Genomic DNA, 12,462 nt, shown 5'->3' with positions numbered 1-12,462 from the left:
GAGCAAGCGCTGGCTCAACGCCGCGCCTCCGACGCCATGCTGAGCGCAAAGCCGAAGAGCGCCGTGCCCATGGCCCAGCGCTGCGCCGCCATGAACAGCGGCCGCCCCGCGAGGAAGGCGGCGATGCCGCTGGCGGCAAGTGCGATCATCGCGTTGACGGAGACGCTGGTCACAATCTGGATCGAGCCGAACACCAGCGACTGGCCGAGCACGTTGCCAAGCTCCGGCCGGATGAACTGGGGCAGCAGCGAAAGATAGAGCACCGCCACCTTTGGATTGAGCAGGCTCGTCAGAAACCCCATGACGAAGAGCTTCTTCGGACCGTCCTCCGGCAGTTGGCGGACCTGAAAAGGCGACCGACCGCCCGGCCTGACCGCCTGCCAGGCGAGGTAAAGAAGGTAGCCGGCGCCTGCGAGGCGCAGCGCATCATAGGCGAAGGGCACGGCCAGAAGCAGCGCGGTGATGCCGAGCGCGGCAGAGACCATGTAGACGACGAAACCGAGTGCGACGCCGCCAAGCGAGATCAAGCCGGCGCCCGGCCCCTGGCTGATCGAGCGCGAGATCAGGTAGATCATGTTCGGCCCCGGCGTCAGCACCATGCCGAGTGCCAGCAGGGCAAAGCCGATGAGATCCTTCACTTCGGGCATGGAAGCGCGCCTTTCGCTCGTTTTTCAGCAAGCTCTACCGATCCGGCGTCGAGGGGCAATGGCGGACTTGTCACCCGGTCAATTTTGCCGACCGGCGGGCACATTGGCCGCCGTTCCGTGATTTCCTTTTTTAGCGGTTTGCGTTAAAAGCCCGCACCACCATTGGAAGGAACGTCCATGACGCTCGCGGCCCTCATCGCCTATAGCGGTGCCCTTTTCATCGCGGCGGCCATCCCCGGTCCTGGCGTGACCGCGCTGGTCGCGCGGGCGCTCGGCTCCGGCTTTCGCGAAACCTTCTTCATGGGCCTCGGCGTGATCCTCGGCGACATGATCTATCTCACGGCTGTCGTCCTCGGGCTGGCGCTGATCGCGCAGACCTTCACCGCCATCTTCCTCGTGGTGAAGTTCGCCGGCGTGCTCTATCTCGGCTATATCGCCTGGAAGCTCTGGACCGCGGGGCTGCTGCCGGAGGACATCAAGGCAAAGCCATCGACGAATGCGGCAATGTCGTTCCTCTCCGGCCTGCTCGTCACCCTCGGCAACCCGAAGACGATGCTGTTCTATGTGGCGCTGGTGCCGACACTGATCGACATTGCCGTGATCGGCCCACGCGACTATGGCCTGCTGCTGACGGCAACCTTCCTGGTGCTCTTGACGGTGCTGGTTCCCTACATGCTGCTCGCAGCACGGGCGCGCTTGCTGCTCAAGCAACCCAAGGCGCTGAAGGCGCTGAACCGTGTTGCAGCCAGCGTGCTTGCGGGAACGGCCGCCTATATCGCGGTTCGCGCGGGCTGAAAGAACTTTTCCCGAACAACGACTTCGCCGGTGATTTTTCCTTCGGCAGGTCATCCTGTCGCGTTCGCCGTTCTGGAATTGGACGGCCGTTGTTCCTATGCTCAGAGACGAACAATCTACGCCCAAGGGAGAGCCTCATGTCCGACACACGCAAGCCCGGCCGCGGCCGCGTCTATTCCTCGATCACGGAAACGATCGGCGATACGCCCATCGTACGGCTGGACAAGCTTGCCAAGGAGAAGGGCGTGAAGGCGAACCTGCTCGCCAAGCTCGAATTCTTCAATCCGATCGCCTCGGTCAAGGACCGCATCGGCGTGGCGATGATCGAGAGCCTGGAAGCCCAGGGCAAGATCGTTCCCGGCCGCACGACCCTGATCGAACCGACCTCGGGCAACACCGGCATCGCGCTCGCCTTCGTCGCCGCTGCCAAGGGCTACAAGCTGATCCTCACCATGCCGGAGACGATGTCGGTCGAGCGACGCAAGATGCTGGCGCTGCTCGGCGCCGAACTGGTGCTGACGGAAGGCGCAAAGGGCATGAAGGGCGCGATCGCCAAGGCACAGGAACTGGTCGAGACCCTGCCCGACGCGATCATCCCGCAGCAGTTCGAAAATCCGGCCAACCCGGAAATCCACCGCAAGACCACGGCCGAGGAGATCTGGAACGATACCGACGGCGCGGTCGACATCTTCGTGTCCGGTATCGGCACCGGCGGCACGATCACCGGCGCCGGCCAGGTGCTGAAGGCGCGCAAGCCGTCGATCAAGGTGATCGCCGTCGAGCCGGAGGAATCGCCGGTCCTGTCGGGAGGCAACCCCGGGCCGCACAAGATCCAGGGCATCGGCGCAGGCTTCGCCCCGGCAATCCTCGACACCACGGTTTATGACGAGATCGTCACGGTCAACAGCGCGGAGGCGATCGAGGCCGCTCGCCTCGTCGCCAGGCTCGAAGGCGTGCCGGTCGGCATCTCCGCCGGCGCGGCGCTCACCGCCGCGATCGAGGTTGGCCAGCGCGAGGAAAACGCCGGCAAGACCATCGTCGTCATCATCCCTTCCTTTGCCGAACGCTACCTCTCGACGGCACTGTTCGAGGGCCTCGGCGGCTGATCGGCCTGCCTCTCCGGTCAAAGGGCGCCGCGGGGCGCCCTTTCCTTTTTCCCCGATCGAACAGCGACGTCGCGTCAGGCTCCCTGCTCCGTAAAGCCCGCAAGGTTGGCGAGTGTCGAGCGCAGGCCAGCGTCGTGAAACACATGGATCGGGTACCGCAGAGCCGACCGTCCGCTATGCTGCCGCCTGCAGCCTTTCGCCGGCGATGCGATAGGAAATCGCTTCGGCGAGGTGAATGCGACCGACCGTTACCGCGCCGTCGAGATCAGCGAGCGTGCGCGCAACCTTCAGCACACGGTGGTAGCCGCGGGCGGAAAATTTCATCTTTTCGGCGGCGTCCCTGAGGAGCTGCAGGCCGGCCGCGTCGGGCTCGGCGATTTTCTCGATCATCGACGTCGATGAGCGGGCATTGCTCGTCAGTTCCGCATGGCCAAGGGCGGCGAAGCGGTCGATCTGCAGAGCACGAGCGCGGGCAACCCGACGGGCCACGACCTCGCTGCTTTCGGCGGCCGCCGGCCTCAGAAGATCGGCGGCGCTGACGGCCGGCACGTCGATGCGGATATCGATGCGATCCATCAGCGGACCGGAGATGCGCGCCTGGTAGTCGGCCATGCAGCGGGGGCCACGGGCGCAGGTGCGGCCGGGCTCACCGGCCATGCCACAGCGGCAGGGGTTCATGGCCGCAACGAGCTGGATCGCGGCGGGATAGCTGACGCGATGATTGGCGCGGGCGATGATGCATTCGGCCGTTTCGAGCGGCTGGCGGAGCGCATCCAACACCTGCGGCGAGAACTCCGGAAACTCGTCGAGGAACAGCACGCCATGGTGGGCGAGCGACGCCTCGCCGGGTTTGGCACGCAAGCCGCCGCCAACCATGGCGGCCATGGTGGCGGAGTGATGCGGCGTGCGGAACGGCCGCCGGTCCGAAAGTTTGCCGCCCGGCAATTGCCCGGCGATCGAATGGATCATCGATACTTCGAGAAGCTCCGCCGGATTGAGTGGCGGCAGGATCGAGGGCAGTCGTGCCGCGAGCATCGACTTGCCCGATCCGGGTGGGCCGACCATCAGCAGATTGTGGTTTCCGGCGGCCGCCACCTCGAGCGCCCGCTTGGCGCTTTCCTGGCCCTTGATGTCGGCGAGATCGGGCAGGTCGGCAGCACCGGAGCGGATCGCCGCTTGAGGCCGCGAAAGCACCTGCGTGCCGCGGAAATGGTTGGCGATCGCGATCAGACTGCGCGGCGCGAGAATATCGATGTCGGCCCCGGCCCAGGCGGCCTCCGCCCCGCTTTCGGCCGGACATATCAGCCCCTTGCCGAGCGCATTGGCGCCGATCGCTGCCGGCAACGCGCCGGCAACCGCGGCGATGGTGCCATCGAGATTGAGCTCACCGATCACGACATAAGGTGCCAGAGCATCGCCGGGAATGGCGCCGAGCGCCGCCATCAAGCCAAGCGCGATCGCCAGATCGAAGTGGCTGCCTTCCTTGGGTAGATCGGCAGGCGCGAGATTGACGGTGACGCGCTTGGCCGGCAGTGCCAGACCGGAAGCATGAAGCGCCGCCTGCACCCGCTCACGGCTTTCGGCGACCGCCTTGTCCGGCAGCCCGACGATCTGCATGCCGACCTTGCCCGGCGCTACCATCACCTGAACGTCGACCGGCAGACCCTCGATACCCTGAAATGCGACCGTGCTGACACGCGCGACCATGATTATCCCCTCGCCCGGGCAGCCCATACTCATGGGCGCCGCAACCGCCTTGGGTTGCAAGACGGAGCCTTGCACGGTTCACGCACAAAAACAAGAACAATTACGGAACATCTGACGACAGGAGGCCGCTCACTGTAGTCGACAAGGACGCACGAGCGAGCGGCCGCGGGCAGAGCCGCGGCAATCGCTATTGGCCGGAAATACCTCTACAGCGCCGCGCGTCTTAGCAGACGCGCAAAGATCGAGGTCGATTCAAGGAGACATGCAGTCGGAAGAGCGTCGGATCAGGCGCGCTTGCGCTCGATCGCGTCCCAGAGCAGGCTCGCTATGTCTGCACCGCCGAATTTCTTCACTTCGCGGATGCCGGTCGGCGAGGTCACGTTGATCTCGGTCATATAGTCGCCGATGACGTCGATGCCGACGAAAAGGAAGCCGCGGGCTTTGAGCGCAGGCGCGATGCGGGCGCAGATTTCCTTTTCGCGGGCCGTCAGTTCGGTCGGCTCGGGGCGGCCGCCGGCATGCATGTTGGAGCGGGCGTCGTGCTCGGCCGGAACGCGGTTGATGGCGCCGACCGGCTCGCCGTCGACGAGCAGGATGCGCTTGTCGCCCTTGCGCACCGCCGGCAGGTATTCCTGGGCAATGAAAGGCTCGCGGAACATCTGGCCGAACATTTCGAGCAGAGACGACAGGTTGCGGTCGTCACGGGTCGAGTGGAAAACGCCAGCACCGCCATTGCCGTAGAGCGGCTTCAGGATGATGTCGCCCATCTCCTGGCGGAAGGTTGCGATCTCGGCGGGGTCGCGGGTGATCAGCGTCTTCGGCATCAGGTCGGCGAATTCGGTGACGAAGATCTTCTCCGGCGAGTTGCGCACCCAGGCCGGATCGTTGACGACCAGCGTCTTCGGATGCAGGCGCTCCAGAAGGTGGGTCGAGGTGATGTAGGCCATGTCGAAGGGCGGGTCCTGACGGAGCAGGATGACGTCCATGGTCGAAAGGTCGACGCGTTCGGCTTCGCCAAGCGTGAAGTGATCGCCTTTGACGTCGCGCAGCGTCATCTGCTGCACGCTTGCATAGACCTTGCCATCACGCAGCGACAGCTTCTCGGGCGTGTAGTGGAAGAGGCGATAGCCGCGCGACTGTGCCTCGAGGCTCATCGCAAAGGTGGAATCACCGGCAATGTTGATGCCCGACACATGGTCCATCTGGACCCCGACATTGACGATTTTCGCCATCTTCCCGTCCCCATTGAATCACGGAAACCCGCGATCGATTTCAAACAGCCAGAACGGAGTGGCCGCGGAAATCGCGCACCATTCTACTCTGGAAAAGCCCGCAACATGTAGAATGCGGGCGGGCCTTAGGCAAGGCGAGGTGAGGTTATTCGAAGCCTTCGACGAGGTAGGTGATGCGATCGTGATCCGAGAGCGCCCGGCCGGACTGATCGAGCAAGGGAATGATCCCGGTTTCGCCGGTCTTCAGCCCCGCGAAGAACCAATCGAGCTTCATCGCGCACTCCGGCCAGCGGGTAATCAGGCTTCCTGTCCACCGGATTACGGATGGCTGTGGACCAGTGACCTTTCAACGACCGGCTGGTTACGCTCTTGTGTCGGAACGATTACAAATTCGAGAATATGTTCCAAGGCGGGGTTCGGGCGGAGCACCGCGATCATTTTCCCTGATCCCGCCCCGGTTCAGAAGGCATCCGGCAGATGCCGCGGCCAGCCCCACGGCGTCACCGTGACGATGTCGTAACGCACTGAAAGCCTGTTGTAATCCGGTTGTTTGGCCAGCCAGAGGTCGCTCGCTGCGCGAATGCGCCTTTGCGCCGTGGCCGTCACCGCGAAGACACCGGCTTCGGCCGAGCGGCGCGCCTTGACCTCGACGCAGGCAATCAGGTCGCCGCGCCGGGCGATGATGTCGATCTCGCCGAGTTTGGTGCGATGGCGCATGGCGACGATGCGGTAACCCTTGAGCAACAGGCAGAGCGCCGCGCGATACTCGGCGAGGTATCCGCGCCTCAGCGCCTTCAGTCTCCGCCGATCGCCCGCATCAGTCGCCATGGCGCTCCTTCAGTTGCAGCAGGCGGTCATAGAGTTCCCTGCGCGGCAGGCCTGTCTGGCGGGCAGCTTCGGTCGCCACCTTGCCGGCCGGCATGTCGGCGACGAGGCTTAGCAGCAGCGCGTCGACATCGGCCGGTTCCGGCTCGGGTGCCGTATCCGGCGGACCGATGACGAGAACGATCTCGCCTTTGACGGCACCTGCCTCCTGATAATGGGCGGCAAGCTCGCCGAGCGTACCGCGGCGAAACTCCTCGAAGGTCTTGGTGAGCTCGCGGCAGACGGCAGCCCGTCTCCCCTCGCCGAGCACCTCGGCCGCGGCCGCTACCGTCGCGGCAATCCGGTGCGGCGATTCAAAAAACATGATCGTCGCCGGCACCGTCGCGAATTCCTTGAGGCGATCGCGCTTCGCCTTGTCCTTGGTCGGCAGGAAACCGGCAAAGAGGAAGGCGTCGTTCGGCAGTCCGGAGCCGACGAGGGCGGCGAGCGGCGCCGAGGCACCGGGGATCGGCACGACGCGGTGTCCCGCCTCGATCGCAAGCTGGGCCAGGCGGTAGCCGGGATCGGAGACCAACGGCGTACCGGCATCGGAGACGAGTGCGACCGATCGCCCTTCGGCGAGCGCTGCCAGCAACCGTGGCCCGACCTCGTCGGCATTGTGTTCATGGTACGCGTAAGGCCGGCTCACGATGCCGTAGCGGTCGAGCAGCACGCGCGTGACCCGCGTGTCCTCGCAGGCGAGCACATCGGCGCCGGCGAGCGTTTCCAGCGCCCGCAGCGTGATGTCGCCGAGATTGCCGATCGGGGTCGCCACGAGGTAGAGCGCAGCATCGAGCGGACGGGCCGGGACGCTGACATTGTGCAGGCGATAGCTGCGCTCTCTCTGCCCGCCCGATGGTTCCGATGTCTTCTGTTTATCCACCTGCAACGTCCTGATCGTGCCCGCCGAAGCGCTGTACCCAAGTTTATGATTTCAGGCCGGGTCGGCCTGAAATCATAAACGTGATCGTTTCTCGTAAGTTAGAGCGGGATGCGGGCGGAAAGCCGCAAACACCGTTCCGCATCTCGCTCTGGTCTCGCCTTTATGAGCGAGCCGGCATGGCGGAGCAAGGGCAAGAGGGCGGGCCAGCGCGCCGCACCTGGGGACAGAAGCCCTCAAACCCCTTGCTTTCCGGGCGCTGTTTCTGCCATTTTGCCGGTCCACATCTTTCCGGTCGGTCGGCCGGGACACTCGCAGTTGACGCTCAGGCGGGCGCCTCGTCCGCCGAGCAATGGTTGAAAGCGGCATCCCATGCGCATTACTCTCGAGCGGTCCAACCTCCTGAAATCGCTGAACCACGTACACCGCGTGGTCGAGCGGCGAAACACGATCCCGATCCTCTCGAACGTGCTCCTGCGTTCCGACGGCGCGAGCCTGGAAATGAAGGCGACCGACCTCGACCTCGAAATCACCGAGGCGACGCCGGCGCAGGTGGAACAGTCGGGCGCGACCACGGTGCCGGCGCATCTGCTCTACGACATCGTGCGCAAGCTGCCCGACGGTTCGGAAGTGCTGCTCGCCACCAATGCCGAGGGCACGGCAATGACCGTTGCCTCGGGCCGTTCGAAATTCTCGCTGCAGTGCCTGCCGCAGTCCGATTTCCCGGACCTCACCGCCGGCAGCTTCTCGCACTCCTTCCGCCTCAAGGCGACCGACCTCAAGATGTTGATCGATCGCACCCAGTTTGCGATCTCGACCGAGGAAACCCGCTACTATCTCAACGGTATCTTCATGCACACCGTCGAGAGCAAGGGCGAACTGAAGCTGCGCGCGGTCGCCACCGACGGCCACCGTCTGGCCCGTGCCGACGTCGAAGCGCCGTCCGGCTCCGAGGGCATGCCGGGCATCATCATCCCGCGCAAGACCGTCAGCGAATTGCAGAAGCTGCTCGACAATCCGGACCTCGTCGTCACGGTCGAAGTGTCCGATGCCAAGATCCGCCTGACCATCGGCTCGATCGTCATGACCTCGAAGCTGATCGACGGCACCTTCCCGGACTACCAGCGCGTGATCCCGGCCAACAACGACAAGGAACTGCGCGTCGATTGCCAGTCCTTCGCCCAGGCCGTCGACCGCGTCTCGACGATCTCGTCCGAACGCGGCCGCGCCGTCAAGCTGGCGCTGAGCGAGGGCCAGATGACGCTGACGGTCAACAATCCGGATTCCGGCAGTGCTACCGAAGAACTGCCCGTCGGTTACGAACACGACCCACTCGAAATCGGCTTCAACGCCAAATACCTGCTCGACATCACCTCGCAACTGACCGGCACCGATGCGATCTTCATGCTGGCCGATCCAGGCTCGCCGACGCTCGTTCGCGATCTTGCTGCCGAAGACGCGCTTTACGTGCTCATGCCGATGCGCGTGTAACCGGGCCTGACGTGGTGCGAATGCCAACCCGTCACGCCTGCGCGTGACGGGTTTTTTATTGGTCGATCCATCCGGCGGCTGTTGATAAGCGGACGCTTTCAGGCGCAGATAGACTTGTTTTTGCCGCAGATGGGGACACATTATTGTTGCCGCCGCCGCGACCGGCTCGAATCAGCGAGCGAGGATCCATAGCGGGCGGCCGTATGAGGAGAGGACGACGGTTTTGAGGGGTTCAATGAATTTGCGCGTGAAGGTGAAGGAACGGCTCGGACGGAAGTTCGACGAGGAAATTCGCTTTTTCAAGGGATGGATGAGCAATGCCAAGGCTGTCGGCGCAATCCTGCCGACCTCTTCCGTTACCGCGCGCCGCATGGCGAGCGTCATCAATCCCGCTTCGGGCCTGCCGGTTCTGGAGCTGGGCCCGGGCACCGGCGTCATTACCAAGGCAATTCTGGAACGCGGCCTGCCCGCATCGAGCCTGGTCTCGGTCGAATATTCCACCGACTTCTATAACCAGCTCAAGGCCAACTTCGCCGGCGTCAACTTTGTCAATGGCGACGCCTTCGATCTGGAACATACGCTCGGCGAACTGAAGGGGCAGACGTTCGACAGCGTCGTCTCGGCGGTGCCGCTTCTGAACTTTCCGATGCACCGGCGCGTCGAACTGATCGAGGATCTGCTGTCACGCATCCCGGCCGGCCGGCCGGTCGTGCAGATTTCCTACGGGCCGCTGTCGCCCGTCGTCGCCATGCCGGACCGCTACAGCATCCAGCACCTCGACTTCGTCGTGCGCAACATCCCGCCGGCTCAGCTTTGGGTCTATCGTCGGGCACACTGACGGAATGTTCGGCGTCTACGTCACCCATCCGCAGGTCCAGATCGATCCAGACGTGCCCGTTCCGCAATGGGGACTTTCCTCGGTTGGCCGCGAGCGCGCGGCCAGGACCGCGACCTTGCCCTGGGTGCGTTCGCTCGGCAGGATCGTCTCGAGTGACGAGACCAAGGCGATCGAGACGGCGCAACGGCTTGCCGATGCGGCTGGGCTGACGGTCGAAATCCACCACGAGATGGGCGAGAACGACCGCTCCGCCACCGGCTTCCTGCCGCCGCCGGAATTCGAGGCGGCGGCCGACTGGTTCTTCGCCCATCCGACGGAAAGCTTTAAGGGCTGGGAGCGCGCGATCGACGCCCAGGCCCGCATATCGGATGCAGTCTTCCGTGTTCTCGACAATCACGATCCCAAGATTCCGATCGCCTTCGTCGGCCACGGCGGCGTCGGCACCCTCTTGAAGTGCCGGCTGCTCGGCGCACCGATTGCCCGCAGTTCCGACCAGAAGGGCGGTGGCGGCGGCAACGTCTTCGCTTTCCGCCTTGCGGATCGCGCCGTCGCATGCGACTGGACCGCCATGGAAAACTGGCAGGGGATCTAGACGATGACCGAAACCGCGCGCGACAGACTGATCGTAGGCCTCGACCTTCCGACGATCGCCGATGCCGAGAGGATCGTGTCGACGCTCGGGGACGAGGTCTCCTTCTACAAGATCGGTTATCAGTTGGTCTTTGCCGGCGGGCTCGAATTCGCGCGCGACCTTGCCAAGAGCGGCAAGAAGGTCTTCCTCGACATGAAGCTGCTCGACATCGACAACACGGTTGCCAAGGGCGTCGAGAACATCGTCAAGATGGGCATGTCGATGCTGACCCTGCACGCCTATCCGAAGGCGATGAAGGCGGCCGTCGAGGCTGCCAGGGGTTCCGACCTCTGCCTGCTCGGCGTCACCGTGCTCACCTCGATGGACGAGCAGGACGTGATCGATGCCGGTTATGAGTACGATCCGCATACGCTGGTGCTGCGCCGGGCCGAACAGGCGCGCGCGGCCGGCATGGGCGGCATCGTCTGCTCGGCCGAGGAATCCGCCGCGGTCCGCAAGATCATCGGGCCGGACATGGCGCTGGTCACCCCGGGGATCCGCCCGGCCGGCGCCGACAAGGGCGACCAGAAGCGGGTGATGACGCCCGCCGAAGCGCTGAAGGCCGGATCCAGCCATCTCGTCGTCGCGCGCCCAATCGTCGCAGCCGCCGAACCCCTTGCCGCCGCCCGCGCCATTCTGGCGGAGATGGACGGGGCTCTCCCGCGCTCAGACGCGCAGTCTTCCTGACGCCGAGGCGATCCCATGTGGAGCCGCTTGACCTCGACCAAAATTTGCCGGAAGTAACTGCCGTCGGCCCCGGCGCCGAAAGACGAGGAGCTCAACATGGCCAAGGGATACTGGATCGCACGGGTCGATGTCCGCGACCCCGAGCGCTACAAGGATTATGTGGCGGCAGCAAAGCCAGCCTTCGAGAAATACGGCGCGAATTTTCTCGCGCGCGGCGGCGAACATCATCGCCTCGAGGGCGGCGTTCGTGCGCGCAACGTCGTCATCGAATTTCCGTCGCTGCAGGCAGCGGTCGATTGTTACAACTCGCCCGAATATCAGATTGCCGCTGCGATCCGCCAGGAAGTCGCCGACGCGGAGATGGTCGTCGTCGAAGGCATCTGACGGCCTGGCATCCCCATCTTCCTATAGGTCCTGCAAGCCGCGTGGATTGGCCTTCACCTCGCGCGGCTGTTGGGCTATGTAGCAATCAATTCTTTCCTCTGCGATCAGGAGTGCGTTTCCCATGACCTTGTCCAACCTTCCGCCGCTGGTGACGATTTTCGGCGGATCCGGGTTCGTCGGCCGTCATGTCGTGCGCGCGCTTGCCAAGCGCGGCTACCGCATTCGTGTTGCCGTTCGCCGGCCGGACCTTGCCGGCCACCTGCAGCCGCTCGGCAATGTCGGCCAGATCTCCTTCGTCCAGGCGAACCTGCGTTATCGCAAATCCGTCGACCGCGCCGTCGAAGGCGCCGACCACGTCATCAACTGCGTCGGCGTGCTGTTTGAAAGCGGCCGCAACACCTTTGACGCCGTCCAGGATTTCGGCGCGCGCGCCGTGGCGGAAGCAGCGCGCAGCGTCGGCGCCACGCTGACACACATCTCGGCAATCGGCGCGGACGCTTCCTCGCCGTCGCAATATGCCCGCAGCAAGGGTCGTGCCGAGGCGGCGATCCTGGAAACGAAGCCTGACGCGATCATCCTGCGTCCTTCGATCATCTTCGGACCCGAGGACGGCTTCTTCAACAAGTTCGCCAGCATGGCCCGTACTTCGCCGATCCTGCCGCTGATCGGCGGTGGTCACACCAAATTCCAGCCAGTCTACGTGACCGACGTGGCCGAGGCCGTCGCTCGCGCCGTCGACGGCAAGATCGCCAAGGGCAAGATCTATGAGCTCGGCGGCCCGGATGTCTTAAGCTTCCGCGACTGTCTTGAGATCATGCTGAACACGATCGACCGCAAGCGTACGCTGGTGTCGCTGCCCTTCGGCGTTGCGTCCCTTGTCGGCAGCATCGCATCGATGGTCCCCTTCGTCACGCCGCCGCTCACGGCGGACCAGGTGGTGTTGCTGAAATCCGACAATGTCGTCTCGGCAAAGGCGGTTTCGGAGGGACGCACGCTCGCCGGCATCGGCATCGAGCCGACCATGCTGGAATCGATCCTGCCGACCTATCTGGTGCGCTATCGCCCGCAGGGCCAGTACACCCGCAGCGGCCGCGCCGCCTGAGCGCTGCGAAGCCATCTTCTTTTGAACGGCCGCCGGCACCCGCCGGCGGCCGTTTTCTGTGGTATCCGGGCAACAGCGTTGCAGTTCTGCCGCAGTTA

At 64.3% G+C, this 12,462-nt stretch carries 14 protein-coding genes; 8 read left to right on the top strand and 6 right to left on the bottom strand.

Annotated features, from left to right (window positions below; translation table 11 throughout):
* Positions 1-14: 14 nt before the first annotated feature.
* The gene (locus tag AC1Z3V_RS18770; RefSeq protein WP_483501005.1) at positions 15-647 is read right to left on the bottom strand and encodes a LysE family translocator; all 633 of its coding nucleotides are present in this window, start codon (positions 645-647) and stop codon (positions 15-17) included.
* Between the two features lie 177 nt (positions 648-824).
* Between AC1Z3V_RS18770 and AC1Z3V_RS18765 the strand changes: the two genes are divergently transcribed.
* Complete coding sequence (locus AC1Z3V_RS18765) at positions 825-1,442, top strand: LysE family translocator (RefSeq protein WP_483501003.1); 618 nt, start codon at positions 825-827, stop codon at positions 1,440-1,442.
* Positions 1,443-1,579: 137 nt separating this feature from the next.
* Positions 1,580-2,548 (top strand): cysteine synthase A, encoded by a 969-nt coding sequence (gene cysK / locus AC1Z3V_RS18760; RefSeq protein WP_429810889.1) that lies wholly within the window; start codon positions 1,580-1,582, stop codon positions 2,546-2,548.
* 174 nt (positions 2,549-2,722) lie between these two features.
* Here the strand turns inward: cysK and AC1Z3V_RS18755 are convergent, their stop codons facing one another.
* The 5 genes from AC1Z3V_RS18755 to rsmI all read right to left on the bottom strand — a co-directional run bounded on the left by AC1Z3V_RS18755 (position 2,723) and on the right by rsmI (position 7,240).
* Entirely contained in the window at positions 2,723-4,255 is a 1,533-nt protein-coding gene (locus tag AC1Z3V_RS18755; RefSeq protein ID WP_483501001.1) for a YifB family Mg chelatase-like AAA ATPase, read from the bottom strand.
* A gap of 284 nt (positions 4,256-4,539) precedes the next feature.
* Entirely contained in the window at positions 4,540-5,487 is a 948-nt protein-coding gene (gshB, locus tag AC1Z3V_RS18750) for a glutathione synthase (protein WP_483500999.1), read from the bottom strand.
* A gap of 145 nt (positions 5,488-5,632) precedes the next feature.
* Positions 5,633-5,761, bottom strand: a complete 129-nt coding sequence (locus AC1Z3V_RS18745; protein WP_483500997.1) for a hypothetical protein — start codon at positions 5,759-5,761, stop codon at positions 5,633-5,635.
* Between the two features lie 185 nt (positions 5,762-5,946).
* Positions 5,947-6,315 (bottom strand): YraN family protein, encoded by a 369-nt coding sequence (locus AC1Z3V_RS18740; protein WP_429810881.1) that lies wholly within the window; start codon positions 6,313-6,315, stop codon positions 5,947-5,949.
* On the bottom strand, positions 6,305-7,240 hold the full coding sequence (rsmI, locus tag AC1Z3V_RS18735; protein WP_483500995.1) for a 16S rRNA (cytidine(1402)-2'-O)-methyltransferase: 936 nt from the start codon (positions 7,238-7,240) through the stop codon (positions 6,305-6,307). Before rsmI ends, AC1Z3V_RS18740 begins: the two co-directional genes overlap by 11 nt.
* Positions 7,241-7,603: 363 nt before the next feature.
* On the opposite strand from rsmI, the gene dnaN reads away from it, so the two are divergent.
* The 6 genes from dnaN to AC1Z3V_RS18705 all read left to right on the top strand — a co-directional run bounded on the left by dnaN (position 7,604) and on the right by AC1Z3V_RS18705 (position 12,364).
* Complete coding sequence (gene dnaN, locus AC1Z3V_RS18730; protein ID WP_173515276.1) at positions 7,604-8,722, top strand: DNA polymerase III subunit beta; 1,119 nt, start codon at positions 7,604-7,606, stop codon at positions 8,720-8,722.
* A gap of 235 nt (positions 8,723-8,957) precedes the next feature.
* On the top strand, positions 8,958-9,560 hold the full coding sequence (pmtA, locus tag AC1Z3V_RS18725) for a phospholipid N-methyltransferase PmtA (RefSeq protein WP_429810876.1): 603 nt from the start codon (positions 8,958-8,960) through the stop codon (positions 9,558-9,560).
* A 4-nt stretch (positions 9,561-9,564) separates the two neighbouring features.
* Entirely contained in the window at positions 9,565-10,152 is a 588-nt protein-coding gene (locus AC1Z3V_RS18720; protein ID WP_483500992.1) for a histidine phosphatase family protein, read from the top strand.
* A gap of 3 nt (positions 10,153-10,155) precedes the next feature.
* Complete coding sequence (gene pyrF, locus AC1Z3V_RS18715; protein WP_483500990.1) at positions 10,156-10,878, top strand: orotidine-5'-phosphate decarboxylase; 723 nt, start codon at positions 10,156-10,158, stop codon at positions 10,876-10,878.
* Between the two features lie 96 nt (positions 10,879-10,974).
* Positions 10,975-11,262 (top strand): DUF1330 domain-containing protein, encoded by a 288-nt coding sequence (locus AC1Z3V_RS18710; protein WP_247960856.1) that lies wholly within the window; start codon positions 10,975-10,977, stop codon positions 11,260-11,262.
* Between the two features lie 121 nt (positions 11,263-11,383).
* Complete coding sequence (locus AC1Z3V_RS18705) at positions 11,384-12,364, top strand: complex I NDUFA9 subunit family protein (protein WP_483500988.1); 981 nt, start codon at positions 11,384-11,386, stop codon at positions 12,362-12,364.
* Positions 12,365-12,462: the final 98 nt, after the last annotated feature.

Source organism: Ensifer sp. 38_S197 (assembly GCF_056924495.1).
The sequence above is the reverse complement of the archived record's forward strand: the minus strand, read 5'-3'. Positions and strand labels throughout refer to the sequence as shown.